The sequence below is a fragment of the Falsochrobactrum ovis genome (assembly GCF_003259955.1).
Taxonomy (GTDB): domain Bacteria; phylum Pseudomonadota; class Alphaproteobacteria; order Rhizobiales; family Rhizobiaceae; genus Brucella; species Brucella ovis_A.
Window position 1 is genome coordinate 1 of record NZ_QLMK01000026.1, and the last position, 21,339, is coordinate 21,339.

Genomic DNA, 21,339 nt, shown 5'->3' on the forward strand with positions numbered 1-21,339 from the left:
TGCGGTTAACGAAGATGATCCCGCTCAGAACGCGCCGATCATCAACGCGCTGGCGACCATGGCTCTTGGGGAAATAAGGACGAAGACGAGCCATTGGCTCGTCCGTCAGCCAAAATAAATTGCTCATGATTCAGGCTCCTGCACTGCCCTCTGAATCATAGACATCACGTCAAATCAATGGGTCCTGAACCTAGTTAAAGCGTGTTTTTTAAACCGGCTAGTTGACGCCTTCCCAATCTTATCATACTGCTCAACCTATCATACAGGTTTGCAGGAATCGATAAGTGCCATCCGTTAATGAAATGTCAGCCTCATTGGTCAGCACGGTTGTTGGTGCATTGACAGAGCGCATCCGGCAGGAGGAACTCAGCCCTGGTGATCGTTTGCCAAGCGAAGGCGATATTGCACGCGAGTTAAATGTATCTCGCACAGTTGTGCGTGAGGCGTTTCAGTCGCTCGCTGCGCTCCGATTAATCGAATTGAGTCCGGGCAAGCGCGCAACTATTGCTGCACTTGATTTTTCATCAATGGCACCGTTGATTGATCACGGAATTTCCACTGATCAGATTACCATCCAGCAGATTTACGATGTCCGGCGGACCATCGAAATTCGCACCGCAACGCTTGCGGCATTGCGCCGGACAGATGAGCAAGCCGACCTCCTATGCGAGTTGGCTGCTCAGATGGCGGCTGATATCAATACGCCTGTATCTATGATGGAACGTGATTTGCAATTTCATCAAGAAATTGCACATGCCAGTAAAAATCCGGTGTTCTCACTCATTGTCGGTGCTTTTGAAGGTGCGACGCGACAGACATGGCCTATCGGTTGGCGCAGTCGTACATCAGAAAATGAGCAATCATTCATGCTCAATATTCATCTCAATATCGCTGAAGCAATTAAGGCTGGCGATCCGCAGGCCGCTCAGACGCATATGGCAACACATTTCGACGAAAGTGTACGCGCTCTGCTCAATGCAGGCATTTTGTAAGGTATCTGAAATGAAAATTACCGCAATTGAAACCATTCGCATTGAAGAGCGCCCAAATCTTCTTTGGGTTCAGGTGCATACGGATGAAGGCCTGATTGGTCTCGGCGAAACCTTCTTCATGTCAAAAACCGTTGAAGCCTATATTCATGAATATATTGCACCGCGGGTGATTGGCCGCGATCCGTTGCAGATTGATCTGCTGGCCAATGAACTGGTTGGCTATCTTGGGTTTCGTTCGACGGGCGCTGAAGTTCGCGGAAATTCGGCCTTTGATATCGCCTTATGGGATTTGTTTGGTAAAGCGACCAACCAACCAATCGCGCAATTGCTGGGCGGTTTCAGCCGTCAGGAAATTCGTACATATAATACATGCGCTGGCGTTGAATATATCAAAAAGGCAACTGGTCAACAGTCGCAAAATTATGGTCTTTCCGGCGCCGATGACAGATATGATGATCTAAACGGCTTCCTGCATCGCGCTGACGAACTCGCCCATTCGCTGCTTGAAGATGGTATTACCGCGATGAAAATCTGGCCATTTGATATGGCGGCAGAAAAAACGCGCGGTCAGTATATTTCGGCACCCGATCTGCGTGCAGCACTTGAACCATTTGAAAAAATCCGATCTGCCGTTGGCGATAAAATGGATATTATGGTTGAGTTTCATTCCATGTGGCAGTTGCTGCCTGCCATGCAGATCGCGCGAGAACTGAATCAATATAAGACGTTCTGGCATGAGGATCCGATCAAAATGGACAGCCTCAGCAGCCTGAAGCGTTATGCAGAAGTTAGCCATGCGCCGATTTCAGCATCTGAAACACTCGGTTCTCGCTGGGCATTTCGCGACCTACTTGAAACCGGTGCAGCGGGCGTGATGATGCTCGATATTAGCTGGTGTGGAGGCTTGTCTGAAGCGCGTAAAATCGCATCCATGGCTGAAGCATGGCACCTGCCGGTTGCACCGCATGATTGCACCGGTCCGGTTGTCCTTTGCGCTTCAACTCATCTGTCGCTAAACGCTCCAAACGCTCTTGTTCAGGAAAGCGTGCGCGCCTTCTACAAAACCTGGTATCGCGATCTGGTAACGGCTCTGCCAGAAGTGAAAAACGGTATGATCACCGTCCCTCCGGGGGCTGGTCTTGGCATGGAACTAAACCCTGAAATGGATAAGGCCTACACGGTTGTTCGCCAGACAACCAACAAGGCTGACATCTGAGCGGAATGGAGCACTGACAATCAAGGATGGGATCGGATTCCCGTCCTTACTGTCGTGGAAGGCTTTTAAATCGGTTGAATTCTAGTAGAAAGAGCTTGAAATTCGCATCGCTTTGGAGCATAGCTCAAGCGAATTTCAACTTTAAAGCTAAATTAGCTTTGTTGGTGTCACCAAAATATTTGCTCCGAGATTATGTTTAACACTACAGTAGAGACTGGAATAACGAGTTAACATCGTCTAGGAAGCGAGATCGACAAACTGTCAGTCATTCTGACAGTGCACATTTACCGATGTGCGGGCTTGGCATATTTATCGGGAGGGTAACCGTTGACGAGCAAGCATGCGTTGACCGCGCGTTTCGTTTTGCCTGAAGACAGCCAGTCGGCACCGTTGATCGGTCACGTCTGGTCAAAGGAACAGCGCGGGCCGTGCCCCGTCATTGTCGATGGTGATCGATCAGCCGCGCCCCGGAAGACCTTATTTCCCACATGATGAATTATAATCATCAATACCTGCATGGCGCAGCTGTTTCCCCCAGCACTATGTTTACACCGGTTAAGGATCATCGCGATGCTGGGTTGGGCTTTACACATGAAATCGGCGATCATGTTGAAATTTCGACAGTAATATTTGGTCGTCTTTTGAATTGGGTTGATCGGACAGATAACTGTCCGGAATGGACTTTTGGCATTCGTGCCCTCATCCGCAATCTCCAGTCCCGTCATCTTTTAGATCGGGCCTGATGGAGGCTTCATGAAAAAAGCTATCGATCTTTTCTATAGTTTTATCGGAGCAATAATGGTGTTCTGCCTGGCCGCTATGGCGGTCATGGTATTCGTCAATGTTGTGCTTCGATATACGGCTAATTCTGGACTGAACGTTTCAGACGAGTTATCGCGTTATTTCTTTATCTGGGTCAGTTTCATTGGCGCAGTTCTGACTTTCCGGGACAATAACCATCTTGGTATCGAAACCTTAGTCGCCAAGTTTTCCAGAAATGGCCGCATCATCTGCATGATACTCGTTAATCTGATCATTATGCTCTGTGCGGCTGTCTTTTTCTGGGGCACCTGGAAACAATCCGGCATCAATGCCAGCATGCACGCGCCGGTCACTGGTCTGCCAATGATCTATGTTTATGGCGTTGGTATGTTTACGGGCGGCGGTATTTTTATCATTTCAATGGAACGGCTGTGGCGCCTGCTGACGGGTCGGGTCACCGACGACGAAATCGCCCGTTTCGCCGGTGAAAATCTTTCTATCGAAGAGATGGCGGAGCGTTAAGATGACCCTACTTATATTCGTCGGCTCGCTTCTGAGTTCGATGGCGATTGGCGTGCCAGTCGCGTTTGCTTTGATGTTCTGCGGCATCGTTTTGATGACCTATATGGGCATGTTCAATACGCAAATTATTGCGCAGAACATGATCGCAGGTGTTGATTCCTTTACCTTGCTCGCCATTCCATTTTTCATCCTGGCAGGTGAATTGATGAATTCGGGCGGCTTGTCTAAGCGTATCATCGATTTTGCTATCGCTTGTGTCGGCCATATTCGTGGTGGGCTTGGTATTGTTGCGATTTTGGCTGCCATCATCATGGCCAGCGTGTCGGGTTCGGCGGCTGCCGATACGGCCGCTCTTGCAGCAATCCTCGTTCCAATGATGGCTCGCGCGGGTTATAATGTGCCGCGCTCAGCCGGGCTAATGGCTGCCGGTGGTATTATTGCGCCGGTCATTCCGCCTTCAATGGCCTTTATCGTTTTTGGTGTTGCTGCAAACGTCTCGATTACCAAATTGTTCATGGCCGGTATTTTCCCCGGGCTTCTGATGGGGCTTGCTCTGACGGTCACATGGCTCTTTATCGTGCGTAAAGACAATATCGAAATGTTGCCAAAGCAGTCAGCTGCACAACGTTGGGCGGCCACTGGGCGCGCTGCCTGGGCCCTGGGCATGCCAGCAATCATTCTAGGCGGTATCCGTATGGGGGTCATGACACCTACGGAAGCTGCAGTTGTTGCTGCCATGTATGCTCTGTTTGTCGGCATGTTTATTTACCGTGAACTTAAGCCAAAAGATCTCTATGGTGTATTTTTTCGCGCAGCAAAAACAACATCCGTGATTATGTTCCTTGTGGCTGCAGCTCTGGTTTCTTCGTGGCTGATTACGGCTGCTAATATTCCGGCTGAAATCACCGGTTACATCGAGCCTCTAATCGATAATCCGAAACTGCTGATGTTGGCGATCATGATTCTAGTCCTGATCGTGGGAACAGCGCTTGATCTCACACCGTCGATCCTGATCTTGACCCCTGTTTTGATCCCGATCATTACCAAGGCTGGCATCGATCCGGTTTACTTTGGCGTCATGTTCGTTATGAACACTTGTATTGGTCTGATTACTCCACCAGTCGGTGTTGTATTGAACGTGGTGAGTGGTGTTTCACAAGTACCATTGGGAAGAGTGGTCACTGGAATTTGGCCATTCCTTGTGTCACAGGTGGCGCTCCTGCTCCTATTGGTTCTTTTCCCAGAACTCGTCATTGTTCCAATGAACTGGCTGTACTAAGGACCGCGGAATTGAGGCTACTAATAAAGGTGCCCTTACCTTCATTAAGAGCCTCAAATCCGCCCTTGCAGCCTGAATTTGTCTAACCAAAACTAACTTTATCCTCAGGGAGGCTACTATGAAAAAACTAGCATTGCTCGCAACTTCAGCTTTGATTTCATTTGCTGTAACTGCACCAGCTTTGGCTGAATTCAAGTCGCGTAACATTCGCGTTTCCAACGGCATCAACGAAGACCATCCAGTCGGTAATGGTATCAAGGTCATGAATGCGTGTTTGGAAGAGAAGTCCGGCGGCAAGATGAAAATCACTGCATTCTGGGGCGGCGCTCTGGGTGGTGATCTTCAGGCAACACAGGCGCTGCGTTCGGGCGTTCAGGAAGGCGTTGTGACATCGTCTTCACCATTGGTTGGCATTTTGCCAGCACTCGGCGTTTTTGACCTTCCCTTCCTCTTTGCCAACGCAGAGGAAGCTGACGCCGTCATGGATGGTGAATTCGGCGACATGATAAACGAAAAGCTTGAAACTGTTGGTCTCGTTAATCTTGGATACTGGGAAAATGGTTTCCGTAACCTTTCCAACTCCAAGCGTCCGGTTAACAAGTGGGAAGATTTCGATGGAATGAAAGTTCGCGTTATGCAGAACAATATTTTCCTCGACACCTTCCAGAACCTTGGTGCAAACGCGACACCAATGGCTTTTGGTGAAGTTTTCTCAGCTCTGGAAACCAAGGCGATTGACGCTCAGGAAAACCCCTATGTGACGATCGACACTTCGAAATTCTACGAAGTTCAGAAATACGTTACCGAAACCAATCATGCTTATACGCCGTTTCTGTTCCTCTTCTCCAAGCCAATCTTTGATAGCTATTCGCCAGAAGAGCAGGCTGCATTGCGTGAATGTGCAAATCTGGGCCGTGATGAGCAGCGCAAAGTCAGCCGTGAGTTGAACCTTGAGTCACTTGAAAAGATCAAGGCGGCGGGCGTTGAAGTGAACCAGCTCTCACCAGAAGAACAGGATCGCATCCGCGAGAAATCCAAGGTAGTTTACGAAAAGCATAAAAACGAGATTGGTGCGGACGTCGTTGACCGTGTACAAGAAATTCTTGCAGAAATTCGCAAGAACTAACAGTATCATTATTGTTTAGAAATAAAGCCGCGTAATTCGTTTTACGCGGCTTTATTCGTTCTCTGGCTGGTATTTCGCAATGAACGCTGACTGGGTTCCTCCTTTCCGGTAGTGAAACGAGTGAGAAAATGCCTTGTAGTATTTCCAGCCAATCGAGCTTTCATCAACTTACATAAAACTGTCACGTGATTGCAGCACAGCTGTAACAGAACGCTCCTAATAACCGTCCCGAAGATTGGAATGCCCGTGGAGAGCGCGGCATTTCTGATCCTGCGGCTCGCGCAATTTCCCTGTGACCGCAGATTTAAACGGACATAAGGAACGGACTCGTGCGGATTATCCAGATCTCCGATACACATTTGAGCCCAGGCAAACCCCATTTTAACAATAATTGGGAACCGCTTGTCGAATGGGTAAAAGCGCAAAAGCCAGATCTCATTATCCATACCGGTGACCTTGCGGTCGATGGTGCAGATATTGAAGATGATCTTATATTCTGTCGCGCGCGGCTCAAGGAATTACCCATCCGTGTGATCGCCGTTCCCGGCAATCATGATGTAGGACATCTGCCGGAAAGCCATCAGCCGGTCAATGCGCAGCGCCTGGCGCGCTGGCAGAAGCATATCGGGCCGGATCGCTGGGCTGAAAATTTTGGCAACTGGCTTCTGATCGGTCTCAATAGCTTGATTATCGGCTCGGATTCTGAGGAAGAAGCAGCGCAATTTTCCTGGCTAGAACAAGAACTTGCACGCAGTAATGGCAGGCCCATAGCGGTTTTCGCGCATAAGCCGCTTTTTGTGGACGATCCAGACGAAGGCGACACCGGATATTGGGGCATTCGCCCGCGAGCGCGTCAGCAACTCTATGATTTGTTCACCGCATATAATGTGCGTCTTCATGCAAGCGGCCATTTGCATCGCGCTTTTACAACCCGTTTTGAAGCTATTGATTGTGTGTGGTGTCCAGCAAGCAGCTTTATCGTGGGCTCTATGGAGCGCGATCTGCCGGGCCAGCGTATTGTCGGTGCGGCGATCCATGATTTTGATGAGACAATTACCACGCGGATCGTCGAATTAACTTCGCTTACGCCACATCTAATTGATGACGTGGTTCATGAAGTCTACCCGGCTCACACCGGTGATGGTGTTCAAGCTGAACTTGAGGAGACGAACTGATGAGTGCGCTCTCCATCCAAAATATCAGCAAGCATTATGGCTCAAACCATATTCTCAATGGCATTTCAATCGACGTTGAAGAAGGTGAATTCATCGCCCTGGTCGGCCCTTCCGGCTGCGGCAAGAGCACGCTTTTGCGTATTCTTGCAGGGCTAGACCATGCAGATTCCGGCCAAATCCAGCTAGGAGAGCGCGATATTACCGGTGCGCATCCGGCCGATCGCAATATGGCGATGGTATTCCAATCTTACGCGCTTTATCCGCACCTTACGACATCGCAGAATATTGCTGTGCCCCTTGCCATGCGCGAATTGAGCGCTGCCGAGCGCCTGCCCTTGATAGGAAGTTTGATCCCGGCGCGCAAAGCCAAACTCGCCCACATTAAAGCGCGGGTGGAAACAACCGCGCAAAATCTCAAGATTGATCATCTTCTAGATCGTAAACCGGGCCAAATGTCAGGCGGGCAGCGTCAACGTGTGGCTCTCGCCCGCGCACTCGTTCGCAAGCCTGGCGTTTTTTTGATGGACGAACCACTTTCCAATCTCGACGCCAATCTGCGGGTTCATACCCGCGCAGAGATTGTCGATCTGCACCGACAAGCAGGTGTTCCGACAATCTATGTCACTCATGATCAGGCCGAAGCGCTCAGCATGGCTGACCGTGTGGCTGTGATGATGGACGGAAAACTATTGCAGATTGATGCACCCGAGACGCTCTATAATGACCCACGTCATATTGATGTCGCCAAATTTATTGGGACGCCGCATATCAATATTCTCGATTGTCTGACCAGCGATCATGGCATCGTGCATTTTGCTGGTCGCCCAATATTATTTAACGTGCCAGCCCATGCTGCCACAACATTAAAGATCGGTATTCGGCCTGAGCATTTTAAAGTTACCCATGACGTGGAAAACGGCGTTGCGGGCATTATTTCCCGTATCGAATTTCTGGGCTCTGAGGTGCTAGTTTATGTTAAGGCCAAAGGATCCTCAAGCGAACTTGCCGTTAAGTTAACGCCAGAAGAGACAGCAGAATTTAACCCCGGCATACCAGTCGGTCTGAAATTTGAAGCCGATAAGGCGCATATTTTCGGCGAAGATGGACTGCGTCTGCGCCTGCCAATGGACACCAAAATTTCCACGACCAAGGATCAGAAGGTAGCGGCCTATGTCTGACACGGTCTTGCATTCCCCGATCCTCGTTCCTGCGCGTTCCGCTGCGGATAATGCCCGGGTGAGAGAAGAGCGACAGGCATGGAAGCTCGCAGCCCCCGCCATCACGCTGACATTTCTGCTGATCTTACTGCCGACATTTGCCGTCATCATTCTCAGCCTAACGAATTTCGAGCTTGGATATGACGGATTTGAATTTATCGGGTTCGAAAACTATCGGGAGCTTTTCAGCGACCGAACCTTTCTGACTTCGCTCAAAAACACGGCCTTTTATACCGCAATTGTCGCCCCAGCTTCCGTGTTTCTCGGCTTGGGCGTGGCGATGCTGATTGAAAGCGAAACCCGCGGAAAGTCGTTTTTTCGCACGGTCTATTTCATGCCGGTTGTTTCGCTGCTGGTCGCTATGGCAACGGTTTGGCAATATATGCTTCATCCCACGCTTGGGCCGGTCAATGCGCTTCTTTCTTTGATCGGGATTGAAGGCCCCAACTGGCTCGGCTCCAGCAATACAGCCCTTATTAGTATCGCAATCATCGGCGTCTGGCAGAGTGTTGGCTTCAACATGGTGCTATTTCTTGCCGGGCTCACTTCAATTCCACGCGATCTTTATTCTGCGGCGGAAGTCGATGGTGCGAAAAGCAGTTGGGAGCGTTTTCGTCTGGTGACTTGGCCCCTGCTCGGCCCGACCACACTTTTTGTGACCACTATCAGTGTGATCAATGCGGTCAAAGTATTTGAGACAGTCAAAACCCTCACCGAAGGTGGGCCGAATAAATCGACCGAAGTGCTTCTCTATACGATCTATCAGGAAGGCTTTGTCTATCTGCGTGTTGGCTATGCTTCCGCACTGACGGTCATTTTCCTCGCTGTGCTTGTTGTTTTGATGCTGCTGCAATTCCGCGTGCTTGACCGCCGCGTCCATTACTGAGGTCAACCATGACTTTCGCCCGCTCTATTCGGTTGTCGCTGCTTTCTATTGGCGCGCTGATTTTTCTGGCTCCTTACATTTTTATGCTGTCGACAGCCGCAAAATCCCAGCAGGATATTTTCTCTTCCTCGCTCATGCTGATACCCAAAAACTGGGCGCTGCTGGAAAATCTGACCACTGCATTAACCCGCGTGCCGATGCTGCAACTTCTGCTGAACGGATTTATCGTTTGTGCGATTATTCTGACAATTCAGGTGATTGTGGCCGTGCCCTGCGCCTATGCAATGGCCAAGCTCAAATTTCGCGGCCAACGGGCCATGATGGTTTTGGTTTTGCTGGGCCTTCTCGTACCCGTTCACGCAACCGCGCTGCCCTTTTATGTAAGCTTTAGCAAGATGGGCCTGTTGAACACATTTTTTGCCCTGTGTGCGCCGTTTTTCATCACGGTCTTCGGAATATTCCTGTTTTTGCAATTCTTTCGTTCCATGCCGGATGATCTCATCAGCGCAGCGCGTTTGGATGGCATGTCAGAGGCAAGCATCATCGCGCGCGTGATTGTTCCAAACGCCTGGCCTGCTATCACAGCCTTTGCCATTTTTTCGGTAGTCGCGCATTGGAATGATCTGTTCTGGCCGCTGATCGTGGTCAACAGTATGGAACGCTCCACCCCGCCTTTGGGCCTTCTATATTTCCGAGCGGCGGAATCGGGCGACGATTACGGAGCGCTGATGGCAGCCACACTGATCATCACCCTTCCGCTTCTGCTTGCTTTTCTCGCAGCACAGCGTCGCTTCATCGAAGGCATCACCCTTACCGGACTGAAATGATGATTTCGGCCCAGCCTCTTCCCTTCTCCTAAACCTCTTGAAAGGTGACACTATGAAACGGCTCCCCAGCATTCTTGCTGCCGCAGTCTTTACCGCCGGGCTTGTTACGCCCGCTTTAGCTAACACAACCCTGAATGTGCATTACCCGATGCCAGGCTTCTTTAAAGATGTGATGGCCAACATCTCTGAGAAGTTCATGGAAGAAAATCCGGATATTAAGATCAATTTCGTCAACCCTTCCGCGACATATGAAGAGGGTATTCAGACAATCATGCGTCAGGCCGGATCGCCGGATATGCCAGATATCACCTTTACCGGCCTCAACCGTCTGCGCGTTCTTGCCGAACGCAATATCGGCCTTGATCTCAAGCCACTGGTAGATCAGGAAGCGGATATGGACGCGCAGGGTTTCTCAGAAAATATTCTTAAGCTTGCACAAGTCGGCGACCGTCAAGTCGGGCTTGCTTTCGCAACATCCAATCCGATCATGTATTATAATGCCGATCTGGTGCGCGCCGCCGGTGGCGACCCAGATAATCCGCCCACCACATGGGACGAGGTGATCGAACTTGGCGGCAAGATCAAAGCCCTTGGCGATGGCAATGAAGGCATTGATTTCCGCTGGCAGGGCGATGACTGGATGTTTTCAGCTCTGCTTTTTGGTGCTGGCGGCACCATGCTTTCTGAGGATGAAAAGCAAGTCGCTTTTGCCGGACCAGAAGGTCTTGAAAGCCTAAAGCTGATTGATCGCATGGTTAAAGAAGGCGGCATGCCGGTATTTACCAAACAGGCTGGCGAGCAGTCATTTGCTGCGGGCAAAGTCGGTTTCGCTTTTCAGACGACCGGCGCCTTGCGCAACACGATCAACAGCGTTGGCGACAAGTTTGATCTGCGCACAGCAAAAATTCCCCTTCTGGATCCTGAAAACGGTCGCCTGCCAACCGGTGGCAATGCGGTCATCATCCTGACCGAAGACGAAGCCAAGCATGATGCGGCATGGAAATTTGCCAAATTTGCTGCCGGACCTTATGGCGCTTCCGTTGTTGTTCCGGGCACCGGTTATGTTCCTAACAACGAACTGGCTGCCAAATCTGACGAATATCTGGGCAAGTTCTACGACGAAAATCCATTGTTCAAGGCCGGTCTTAGCCAGATGCCAATTATGATCTCTTGGTATGCTTTCCCCGGCTCGAATGGTGTGAAGGTTACTCAGACCATTGTCGATAATCTTTCAAGACTCGTTGAGCAAACCGCGACACCTGAAGAAGCGCTTGCTGATATGGAAAAAGAAGTGAAGCGCCTGCTACCACGCCAATAAAAGCGACATTGCAAGCAAGATTAAAGAGGGCCGTGCGAATATCGCGCGGCCTTTTCTTTACCGAGAAGTTGAAGAGCCTTTATTAAGAGTGGCGATAAGGCACCGTTCTTGCTAGTGAGTTTTTAGTCGGGAGGATGGGAATGCAAAACAACGCCAAAACATCACAAATCATAGATTGGGATCTGGCATATTCCAATTTACAGCATGTCGAAAATTCAGACCAATATCCGCCAATGTGGCTCGAACAATCTGCGGAATTGCGTCGTGAAATGGAGGCCGAAGGCCGCTTTATCAGCAATGTTTCCTACGGCTCTCGTGCACGCAATTTGCTTGATATTGTCATGCCACAGCAAGGGCCGCGCGGTCTAGTGGTTTTCATTCATGGCGGTTATTGGCGGCGTTTTGACAAAAATCATTTTGCCCATATGGCGCGCGGTCCCATAGCCCACGGTTATGCTGTCGCCATTCCGTCCTATACACTTTGTCCAGAGGCACGCATTGGCGAGATCACTCTAGAAATCGCTCAGGCAATCAAGCAAGCCGCTGCGATGATCGACGGTCCGCTATATATTACGGGCCATTCGGCAGGCGGTCATTTGGCTGCGCGTATGGTAACGACCGACACGCCACTTGGGCCAGAACTGTTAAAACGCTTACGGAAAGTGCTGCCTATCTCTCCGGTGAGTGATTTGCGTCCTTTATTGCGGCTTGAGATGAATGCGGATTTCAAGCTCGATCTCACGCAAGCACGTAGCGAAAGCCCGGCCTTGCTGGAGCCCTTGGCGGGGATCGACGTGACGACCTGGGTTGGGGCGGATGAATTGCCAGAATTTGTGCGGCAAAATCATATACTCGCTGCCATGTGGCAGGGTTTTGATTGTGAGATTGAAGAATTTGTTGAACCCGGCAGGCATCATATGAATGTGCTTGACGGATTATGCGATCCGGATCATGCGCTGACCCGCAAACTTCTCCGCCTCTAATAACCAACCACACCGCTGAAAGCTGCAAGTAATACCAAAGTCAAAGATAACTTGTGGCCAGCCAAAAGTTTATAATTCAACACTATAAAAAGTGAGGGAACACAGATGAAACGTTTTACCCTTTCCCTGTCAGCGGCTTGCTTTGGCCTCGGGCTGGCATTTTCCAATGCAGCCACAGCAGACCCCGTGAAAATCGGCATGATTACGACGCTTTCCGGTGGCGGTGCGGGCCTTGGTATTGATATTCGCGATGGTTTTATGCTGGCGATCAAACAGGCCGGTAATCCAGATGTAGAAGTCATTATTGAAGACGATGCACAAAAGCCAGAACTCGCGGTTCAGATCGCCGACAAAATGGTCCAAAGTGATAAAGTCGACATCCTGACCGGTATTGTCTGGTCCAATCTGGCCATGGCAGTGGTTCCAAGCGTTGTCGCGCAGGACAAGATCTACGTTTCAACCAATGCCGGTCCTTCAGCATTGGCGGGCGCGAGGTGCAACGCAAATTATTTCAACGCAGCCTATCAAAACGATAATCTACACGAGGCCGTGGGTAATTACGCCAATGATGCGGGCTATAAGAAAGTCTTCATTCTGGCGCCCAACTACCCCGCGGGCACTGATGCCTTGGCCGGTTTCAAGCGCTTTTATAAAGGTGAGCTGGCGGGTGAAATCTACACTAAGGTTGGCCAGACTGATTATGCCGCGGAAATCGCGCAAATCCGCGATTCCGGCGCGGATGCCGTTTATTTCTTTCTGCCCGGCGGAATGGGCATTGCTTTCATGAAGCAATATTCGCAATCGGGCGTTGCAATACCAGTTACCGGTCCCGGTTTCTCCTTTGATCAGGATGTATTGGCCGCCATTGGTGATGCGGCAATCGGGGTGAAAAACTCATCCCATTGGTCAAAAGATCTCGATAATGACGCCAATAAAGCCTATGTCGAAGCATTCCAAAAAGAATATGGCCGTTTGCCTTCGCTCTATGCAACACAGGGCTATGATGCTGCCAATCTGATCTTATCTGCGGCAGCAAAAGCTGACGTGAACGATAAGGAAGCCTTCCGCGCGGCAATGAAAGCCGCAGAATTTGATTCCGTTCGCGGCAAATTCTCCTTCGGCAACAACAATCATCCAATTCAGGATATTTATATCCGCGAGGTTATCAAAGAAGACGGTGTTCTGACCAATAAGATCATCGCCACAAGCCTGACAGACCGGCAGGATGCCTATGCTCAGGATTGCAAGCTCTGATCCAACTATAAGTGGAACGGCGAGAATAACGCCGTTTCCCACTGTTTGAGCCAACCCAACAATCAGCCGCAAGTATCGAACGGAAATATTTTGTCGTCTGCACTTTTCTTTGAGCAATTACTCAACGGGCTGCAATTTGGCGTCATGCTGTTTTTGATGGCGGCTGGCTTGACCCTGATTTTCGGCGTAATGGGCATTATCAACCTAGCACATGGCTCGCTTTTCATGATCGGTGCATTTGCCTGTGCTGTGGTGGCGGCCGCCACCGGCTCTTTCTGGCTTGGGCTTTTAGCAAGTCTTATTGCTGCTGCGGCGGCTGGCGCTATTATCGAAATAGCGATCATTCGTAAGCTTTATAACAGCTCCCACCTGGATCAGGTCTTGGCAACATTTGCGTTGATCTTGATTTTTTCCGATGCAACGCGCTGGGTTTTTGGTTCTTTTCCGCTTTACCTCGACATACCACCCATATTGCAGGGCGCTGTAACCTTACCGGGCGGGTTCAATTATCAGCTTTATCGCCTCGCCATTATCGGCTTAGGAATTTTGATTGCAGTGGGGCTTTACCTGCTTATCTCAAAAACGAGACTGGGAATGCGCATTCGTGCCGGAGAATCCGATCGTGAAATGATTGGCGCGCTCGGAGTGGATATTGCAAAACTCAATACTATTGTTTTTGCCCTAGGCGCAGCCTTAGCAGGCCTTGCGGGCGCGATGATCGGCGCACTTCAATCAGTACAGGTCGGTATGGGGGAGCCAGTTTTGATCCTCGCTTTTGTCGTGATTGTAATCGGCGGCATCGGCTCGATCAAAGGCGCGTTGGCAGGTGCAGTGCTCGTCGGATTAGTCGATACGATGGGGCGTTTTCTATTGCCTCGATTTTTCGCGTTTTTTATGGAGCCTTCGCAGGCTGCAACGGTGGGCACAGCCTTGGCTTCAATGCTGATTTATATTGTGATGGCCATTATTCTCACCATTCGGCCAAAGGGACTGTTTCCGGCCAATGGTTAAATTTGCAATGTTAAACCACCTCAAACAGAAAAATTCGTCGGCCTATCACTCTGAGGAACAGCCCTGATGAACCGCGAATTATCCATAAGCCTGATTTTTGCGCTAGCCTTACCGGTAGTCGCGCTTATCGCCAATCATCTTGGTGAAATATTCTATATTTCTCTGGTGACCCGAATAGTTATTCTGGCGCTTGCAGCCACGGGGCTTAATCTTATTTTGGGACTAGGTGGCATGGTATCTTTCGGCCATGCGGCTTTTTTTGGCATTGGTGGGTATGTTGCGGGCGTCATGGCCACCCATGCACTTGATCAAAGCGCCATCATAAGCTGGCCTATAAGTCTTTATGGCAGCGATCAAATGCTGATTATCTGGCCGGTGGCAATGCTGGTTGCCGGGCTGGTAGCCTTATTTATAGGGATCATCAGCCTGCGTACTTCCGGCGTTTATTTCATCATGATCACTTTGGCTTTTGCACAGATGATCTATTATTTCGCCATATCATGGCCGGCCTATGGCGGGGAGGATGGGTTGTCGCTTGCCATGCGCAACAGTTTCCCCGGCCTAAACACGATGAAACCGCTAAACTTCTTTATCATATCCTACGGTTTGCTGGCGGTTGTTCTTTTCCTCTTTGCGCGAATCCGCAATTCACGCTTTGGAGCTGCACTCGAAGGCGTAAGGCAGAATGAGGTTCGCCTTGCCGCACTGGGGATCGCACCATTCAAAATTCGGCTAGTTGCCTTCGTCCTTTCTGGAATGATTACCGCTCTTGCGGGTGCGCTTTTCGTTGAACTCAACCGCTTCGTCAGCCCATCCATGTTTTCATGGCATATGTCGGGCGAATTGATTGTGCTGATTATTCTTGGCGGTACAGGTCGCTTATTTGGTCCATTAATCGGTGCAACATTCTATGTGATGTTTGAATTTGCGCTGGGAGGAATAGTGGAGCATTGGCAGCTTTTCTTCGGGCTGATCCTGTTGGGCGCGGTGCTATTTGCACGCGGTGGTATCATCGGCCTAGTTGCAGGAAAATACCGCTATGGGTGAGATTATTCTGCGCATAAAAAGCCTGCAAAAAAGCTTTGGAAAGCTCAAAGCAACCGACAATGTCAACCTGGATTTACGTAAGGGCGAAATTCATGCGCTGATCGGCCCAAACGGGGCTGGAAAATCAACACTAATTGGTCAGATTGCCGGAAATATCCAACCCGATAGCGGCAGTATCCACTTTGACGGACGCGATATTAGCGCGCTCGATGTGGTAGAAAGAGCGCGATTAGGCCTTGGTAGATCCTTTCAAGTCTCATCGCTGATGCTCGAATTTTCGGCCTTGCGCAATGTGATGCTCGCCTTGCAGTCGCGTCAGGGAACAAGTTTTCGCTTTTGGAAACCAATCATGCGCGACCAAACGCTTCGTGATGAAGCCAGTGCTATTCTGGAAAGGGTCGATCTTGCAGAACGCCAACAGGTTCCTAGCGCGGAACTCTCGCATGGTGAACGACGCAAGCTTGAAATCGCTATAGCTCTCGCTCTGCGCTCTAAAGCTTTGCTGCTGGACGAACCCATGGCGGGCATGGGGCCAGAAGGCTCAGCTCAGTTAACACGTTTTCTTGATGAACTTCGCAATCAAGTGCCGATCCTCTTGGTTGAACACGATATGGACGCGGTGTTTGCTCTTGCAGATCGTATTTCGGTTTTGGTTTATGGTCGGATCATTGCGCAGGGCACCAGTGATGAAATTCGCAAAGATCCACTGGTGCGCGAAGCCTATCTTGGAGAGCCGGGGTGATGTTACTGGAACTTGAGCAGGTCGAAACATTTTATGGTGCATCCCAAGCCCTATTTGGCATCGATTTACAAGTGAAAAAAAGCCAAGTCGTAGCACTCATGGGGCGCAACGGCATGGGTAAAACCACAACGATCCGCTCAATTTTTGGTCTAACTCCAGCCAGGAACGGTCGCATCCGCTTCGTGGATCGAGATATTTCAAGCATGGCGCCCTATCGCATTGCCCGTCTTGGGCTGGGTCTGGTACCGGAAGGAAGGCGCTGCTTTCCAAATCTTAGCGTTGCTGAAAACCTCCTTGTATCGGCGCGACGGGGGGAATGGTCGCTTGATACAGTCAATCGGCTGTTTCCGCGTCTCGAAGAGCGCCATAACCAACTTGCCAATACATTGTCTGGCGGCGAACAGCAGATGCTGGCAATTGGGCGTGCTCTGATGACCAATCCGGAACTTCTGGTTCTCGACGAGGCCACCGAAGGGCTTGCGCCCGTCATCCGTCAAGAAATCTGGAATGCTGTGCGCGAATTGAAACATCGTGGTCAATCGCTGTTGGTTGTCGATAAAACCTTGTCGGAGCTGCTGCCGGTAGCTGATCATTGCGTGCTCCTTGAGCGCGGTAAAACCGTCTGGCATGGAAAGCCGCATGCTCTGAGCCGAGATCTGCAAAACCGCTATCTTGGCGTCTAATTGCATTTTCAACACGCTGCTGCTCCCGCACAGGAACGAGCTTTCAAGCTACTCATAAACATGGCGCTGAGCGAAAGCTCCCCTGCCCTCGCCTTTTGCGTGAGAGAGCGTAAATATCCCCCGGCAGATTTGATCTCGGCTGTGCGTTGTAGCAGAAAAGCAATCACCGCTGCGCTTTTCTGGTGCCCCATAGTCGCAATGGCTTCCCGATAGGCGGATGGGGTAATGCCTAGAAATTGCGCAACAATTTCCGTTGTATCCAACAAATCACGCCAGCTAGTGATGCCATTTGCAGCATAGTCTCGAATATCCGGACAAGCTCGCAACACCATTTCAAGAGAGGGCAATTCAGTCTTAGAAACAGGTTTCACTTGTGCTGAAGGTCTCAGAATGAGTGCTTCTTTTTCAACCAAATTCAAACTTAATGAATTATTAGATTCAAAATGGGATTCAGGTAGGGATTCAATATGCTGCCGCTCATTTTGAGCATGATTGGTGCTTAAATCACCATCATTATGTAATGAATTCAACAGCTTATCCATTTCGGACCGTAAAGCTAATAACTGATCAAGAATAGCCTGTAATTGCGCAATCGAGGCGCGGCGTGGAATGGCTTCTACAATTTCCCGAAAGCGAACATAGGCGGCTTGCCACGAATGAACGGCATCCCTTTCCAGACCGGCTTCGATAAGTTGGGAGAGTTCACGCCGCTGCAATGTTACGCGTTCACGCATACGTTTGAGCATCAAAGCTTCTGCCTGAACCTGTTCCGCAGCTTGAGCAATTTCAGATGCACGAACGAGCAGCGGTTCAAAGGAAAAGCCGAAAGCCTCTTCGATCTCCCCTCCCCCGTTTTTATAAGCGTAACGTTTGCCGTTGGGGCTATCGCGCCGCGCGATCAATCCTGCTTCAACCAAAGCAGCAATATGTCTCCTTAAAGTTGAGCCAGGCATTCCATGTGCACGCAAAGATAATTGCTTATTCGATGGAAAAACCACCAGACCGTGTTTCTCACAAATTTCATTCTCGGGATAAAAGGACAGCAAAGCGCTAAGCACTGCCAGCGCACGATCATTCACTCCAAATCGCGCTTTAGCGACGCATAATTGCTTGTAAATTGCCCATCGATTGACGGATTTGTCTAATTTGGCTTTGGGCTTTACGGGCCTAAAATCGGCAAGACTTCTCCGCCGCCCGCGAAATGCGGACGTTATAGTCTCCAGAATCTGCATTTCCTCTACCTTTCAAAAGGCAAAAGAAATCCACCCGCCAAAACGACGCTTAAAAAGCTTGACACTGATTCGTGAAAATGCGATTCTCAGACTGCTTAGATCAGAGGAAGGCTTCCACGACGGAAACGTTTGGGGGCCTTTTTCTTTTGCGGTTTTCTCTCCAGTTGTTATTCGAGTTAACTCTCAGCCTCACTAGGCCATGATTATTTTTCTGCGGTGTCTCGCGCCTGTTCTGAAGATTTGAATTCTTCATAAAGAACATCGAGCCTATCCGCGATGAATTCTGCAAATCGAGGCCCGTTTTCAGCCTCCAATGCAATCGTTGCTTTTGTGTCTGTTCTTCTCACCTGCACACTCACAGCCCTATCCATCGCATGCCATCTACGGGTGTGGGATAAGTTTTTCGGAATTATTTTTGCAGGCTTCTGCGAAATTTCCGGCAAAGCAGCGAAAACCGCAAGAAAGCGATCATCTGAAGCGGCAACGGCAAAGCCAGGACTTTCTATAATATGCTCAACCTGCTGTGCGGCACCGGGCAATTGCCAACGGCGGGCAAAATCCTCCCAACGACCACGGCCAATGCCGGGCGCTTTGCCGATTGCAAACAGCACCTTTTGCGGAACGGATGATGCGATCTTGATCATTTCGGAAACATGCGATTTTCCGGTTGAAAGGGATGCGCAGATCGTATCTCGCTTATAACCCGCCTCTTCCTGAGCAAGCGCAAACATGCATTTTTCAATAAAAGAAAGATCTTCACGGGCGGTGTTTTCTTCACCCTGAAAGATAATTGCTTCTTCATCGCTCAGTTCACGAACCGCGGCCTTAAATTTAATCCCGAGGCGTTTTGCAGCCGCTAGACGGCGACGACCATAGACGATCTGGAAACGATCAGGCTGACCAGGGATCGGGCGCACCAAGCCGGGTACAATCTGGCCACGTTCTTGAATAGATTGGGCAATTTCCGCTATAGCGGCGTCATCATAAGCATTGTCAAAGCGGTCGCGGATGATTGAAGGTTCGATAATTTCAGGATCAAACTCAACGACCGTTGCCCCTTCTTTGAGCAACTTTTCCGCTAGTTCACTTCGTTCTTGCATCTGCCGCACACCAGCGGCAACCTTCATAAGGTGAGGCGAAGGAGAGCGCGGGGCCGATTGTTCTTCCTTTGCTTCCTTATCAAGATTGCCGAGCACGGCGGCAAACATTCCTCTGGAATCTTTACGGCTCATATTTCACGCCCCCATGCCTGAATTATCAGGCTTTCGATTTCCGCATTGGCGGCATTGATGGATTCAATCGCCCGATCATAAGTCTTGGGCGCTGAAAAACGAGAGCGCTGCACCTCATAAAGGCTCTGCTTCCAGGTCAGCGCATCGGCGACAGCTGTCGATTTTGTGACGCTGTTTAGCAACAAATCTTCTCCGAAAACCTGACGCATTAGCGCATGCATATTGGCTTGCGGATGGTCATTGGATTCAAACTTGGTAATCAGGAACTTTGCAAAATCCCAGCGCGCACCCGCCCCTGCCTCGTCAAGGATTTGCATATATGAAGCAGCGAGCTCAAGAAACTTGGCTGTGGAATCGACATCAAGCATATGCGCAGGCACAGGTATCAATACTCCTGTTGCCGCGGTCAGCGATGAGAGCGTGAGGAAGTTAAGCGATGGTGCGCAATCCAGCAGAATGACATCATATTGATCAGCCACCTGTTCGAGCGCTTGAGAAACACGTAGCAAAAAGCCTGTGCCACCGGTCTTACGCATTTGAAGAGCAACCGCAGTCTCAAATTCTGTTAGCTCAAGGCCAGCACAAATAACGTCAAACCCCGTAATATGGGTTTGTTGGATAATCTCCGCCGTGGGGACTGGCTCTTCAAAACGAATTGCAGAATAGAGCGTATCACCGTTGCGATAGTCAAAACCCGGCAATGCGCCGTGCAGGCTGGTGAGCGAAGCTTGTGGGTCCATGTCTACTGCCAGAACACGATATCCGTGTAGTGCAAGATAGTGACCAAGATGGATTGTTGTGGAAGTCTTTGAGGAACCACCTTTAAAATTAGTAACCGCGATAATCTGGCAGTCCTCGCCTTCAATGCGACGGGGATTGATCCATTTCTTACGTCCCTTTTCGGCGAGGAGCATTCTTAGTTCTTGTACCTGCTCCAGAGTATAAAGCCTACGACCATTGGAAGTCGTCTCAGGCTCTGGCCCCTGCCCTTTTAAAGATAGCTGCCTTATATAGGCTTCCGTAACACCAAGAAGGGCTGCGACTTCAGTCGAGGAAAACTTACGCATAGTACGGACTGCGTCTGGCGGATACTGCGCGAGCGACAAATTATTAAGTGCCTTTTCGAGCTTTCCCGAAAAGGTATTCATGAAATGCAGACTGCTTAAATTACGAGACACTTATTTCTTCCCTCTGTACCATGCTTATTCTTATGGCCATACATGGTTAACAAGCAGTGAACACCATCCAAAATACGCAAAATATGCGAATTGCGAAGTTTTACCGTAGCTTCAATATGTCCGATTCGGATTAGGCTGGCAAATAGGGATTTTTTGCCCTTGGCCGCCGCCAAGAAAAAGGGAAATATCTAGCGTTAATAATCTCGATGGCGATGATGGAATGGGTAGCCCGATGCATGAGCTTGGGGCGGCCGGATCAATGTATAAGACTATCGCTATGTATTGAGGTGATATACAGCCTTCGCACCTTCGGAAGTTGCAAATGAGTTTGCCTGTTGCAACAGTGAGACTTGTTAAGCAGACCTATCGGCGGGCAACGACCTTAACGATTTTTCATTTGAGCATTTGAGCATTTGAGGGCGTGAGTACTAAATTTCGGGCCGTAGGAATTAGACTGAGATCCGAAGATTGCAGTGACTGCCACGCGGGCACTAGGCTCAGGACTCATTGCTCATAGCCAGAAGATAACGGTTGCGGCGAGAGCGATGGCAGAGAAGAAGGTCATAGGGCACCTGTCGTAGCGCGTAGCGACACGTCGCCAGTCTTTTAGACGCCCGAACATGATCTCGATCCGGTTGCGCCGTTTGTAGCGGCGCT

The 21,339-nt window shown here is 49.9% G+C and carries 20 protein-coding genes and 2 pseudogenes; 17 read left to right on the top strand and 5 right to left on the bottom strand.

The window, feature by feature from the left end; all coding sequences use genetic code 11:
* A pseudogene (locus C7374_RS15290) lies at positions 1 to 127 on the bottom strand (IS5/IS1182 family transposase); the annotation flags it as partial.
* 175 nt (positions 128 to 302) lie between these two features.
* Between C7374_RS15290 and C7374_RS15295 the strand changes: the two are divergent.
* The 17 genes and pseudogenes from C7374_RS15295 (at position 303) to C7374_RS15375 (ending at position 17,040) form a co-directional block, all read left to right on the top strand.
* Positions 303 to 992, top strand: coding sequence for a FadR/GntR family transcriptional regulator (locus C7374_RS15295; RefSeq protein ID WP_111576469.1), 690 nt, complete (start codon positions 303 to 305; stop codon positions 990 to 992).
* Positions 993 to 1,002: 10 nt separating this feature from the next.
* Positions 1,003 to 2,208 (top strand): mandelate racemase/muconate lactonizing enzyme family protein, encoded by a 1,206-nt coding sequence (locus C7374_RS15300; protein ID WP_111576486.1) that lies wholly within the window; start codon positions 1,003 to 1,005, stop codon positions 2,206 to 2,208.
* A 452-nt stretch (positions 2,209 to 2,660) separates the two neighbouring features.
* Positions 2,661 to 2,951 (top strand): annotated as a pseudogene (locus C7374_RS15305) (fumarylacetoacetate hydrolase); the annotation flags it as partial.
* Between the two features lie 10 nt (positions 2,952 to 2,961).
* A complete protein-coding gene (locus C7374_RS15310) occupies positions 2,962 to 3,492 on the top strand; it encodes a TRAP transporter small permease (RefSeq protein ID WP_111576470.1) in 531 nt (176 codons plus the stop codon).
* Position 3,493: 1 nt separating this feature from the next.
* Entirely contained in the window at positions 3,494 to 4,771 is a 1,278-nt protein-coding gene (locus tag C7374_RS15315; protein ID WP_111576471.1) for a TRAP transporter large permease, read from the top strand.
* A gap of 118 nt (positions 4,772 to 4,889) precedes the next feature.
* Positions 4,890 to 5,897 (top strand): TRAP transporter substrate-binding protein, encoded by a 1,008-nt coding sequence (locus C7374_RS15320; protein WP_111576472.1) that lies wholly within the window; start codon positions 4,890 to 4,892, stop codon positions 5,895 to 5,897.
* A gap of 329 nt (positions 5,898 to 6,226) precedes the next feature.
* On the top strand, positions 6,227 to 7,072 hold the full coding sequence (locus tag C7374_RS15325) for a metallophosphoesterase family protein (protein ID WP_111576473.1): 846 nt from the start codon (positions 6,227 to 6,229) through the stop codon (positions 7,070 to 7,072).
* A complete protein-coding gene (locus C7374_RS15330) occupies positions 7,072 to 8,250 on the top strand; it encodes an ABC transporter ATP-binding protein (RefSeq protein WP_111576474.1) in 1,179 nt (392 codons plus the stop codon). Before C7374_RS15325 ends, C7374_RS15330 begins: the two co-directional genes overlap by 1 nt.
* Entirely contained in the window at positions 8,243 to 9,175 is a 933-nt protein-coding gene (locus tag C7374_RS15335) for a carbohydrate ABC transporter permease (protein ID WP_111576475.1), read from the top strand. The genes C7374_RS15330 and C7374_RS15335 overlap by 8 nt, the downstream gene beginning before the upstream one ends.
* 8 nt (positions 9,176 to 9,183) lie before the next feature.
* The gene (locus C7374_RS15340; RefSeq protein ID WP_111576476.1) at positions 9,184 to 10,002 is read left to right on the top strand and encodes a carbohydrate ABC transporter permease; all 819 of its coding nucleotides are present in this window, start codon (positions 9,184 to 9,186) and stop codon (positions 10,000 to 10,002) included.
* Positions 10,003 to 10,054: 52 nt separating this feature from the next.
* Positions 10,055 to 11,320: an ABC transporter substrate-binding protein gene (locus tag C7374_RS15345; protein ID WP_111576477.1), complete on the top strand. Its 1,266-nt coding sequence runs from the start codon at positions 10,055 to 10,057 to the stop codon at positions 11,318 to 11,320.
* A gap of 140 nt (positions 11,321 to 11,460) precedes the next feature.
* Positions 11,461 to 12,303: an alpha/beta hydrolase gene (locus tag C7374_RS15350; RefSeq protein WP_111576478.1), complete on the top strand. Its 843-nt coding sequence runs from the start codon at positions 11,461 to 11,463 to the stop codon at positions 12,301 to 12,303.
* 105 nt (positions 12,304 to 12,408) lie between these two features.
* Positions 12,409 to 13,557: an ABC transporter substrate-binding protein gene (locus C7374_RS15355; protein ID WP_111576479.1), complete on the top strand. Its 1,149-nt coding sequence runs from the start codon at positions 12,409 to 12,411 to the stop codon at positions 13,555 to 13,557.
* Between the two features lie 90 nt (positions 13,558 to 13,647).
* Positions 13,648 to 14,568, top strand: coding sequence for a branched-chain amino acid ABC transporter permease (locus tag C7374_RS15360; protein ID WP_111576487.1), 921 nt, complete (start codon positions 13,648 to 13,650; stop codon positions 14,566 to 14,568).
* Between the two features lie 66 nt (positions 14,569 to 14,634).
* The gene (locus C7374_RS15365) at positions 14,635 to 15,615 is read left to right on the top strand and encodes a branched-chain amino acid ABC transporter permease (protein ID WP_111576480.1); all 981 of its coding nucleotides are present in this window, start codon (positions 14,635 to 14,637) and stop codon (positions 15,613 to 15,615) included.
* Positions 15,608 to 16,357: an ABC transporter ATP-binding protein gene (locus C7374_RS15370; protein ID WP_111576481.1), complete on the top strand. Its 750-nt coding sequence runs from the start codon at positions 15,608 to 15,610 to the stop codon at positions 16,355 to 16,357. The genes C7374_RS15365 and C7374_RS15370 overlap by 8 nt, the downstream gene beginning before the upstream one ends.
* Positions 16,357 to 17,040 (top strand): ABC transporter ATP-binding protein, encoded by a 684-nt coding sequence (locus C7374_RS15375; RefSeq protein ID WP_111576482.1) that lies wholly within the window; start codon positions 16,357 to 16,359, stop codon positions 17,038 to 17,040. Before C7374_RS15370 ends, C7374_RS15375 begins: the two co-directional genes overlap by 1 nt.
* 8 nt (positions 17,041 to 17,048) lie before the next feature.
* Here C7374_RS15375 and repC read toward each other — a convergent pair whose 3' ends face one another.
* From repC to C7374_RS15395, 4 genes are all read right to left on the bottom strand, one after another.
* Positions 17,049 to 18,272, bottom strand: a complete 1,224-nt coding sequence (gene repC / locus C7374_RS15380) for a plasmid replication protein RepC (protein WP_111576483.1) — start codon at positions 18,270 to 18,272, stop codon at positions 17,049 to 17,051.
* Positions 18,273 to 18,475: 203 nt separating this feature from the next.
* Entirely contained in the window at positions 18,476 to 19,504 is a 1,029-nt protein-coding gene (repB, locus tag C7374_RS15385; protein ID WP_111576484.1) for a plasmid partitioning protein RepB, read from the bottom strand.
* Positions 19,501 to 20,682, bottom strand: a complete 1,182-nt coding sequence (gene repA / locus C7374_RS15390; protein ID WP_111576485.1) for a plasmid partitioning protein RepA — start codon at positions 20,680 to 20,682, stop codon at positions 19,501 to 19,503. The genes repB and repA overlap by 4 nt, the downstream gene beginning before the upstream one ends.
* 511 nt (positions 20,683 to 21,193) lie before the next feature.
* A partial coding sequence (locus C7374_RS15395; protein WP_146612710.1) for a transposase occupies positions 21,194 to 21,339 on the bottom strand: 146 nt, incomplete at its 5' end.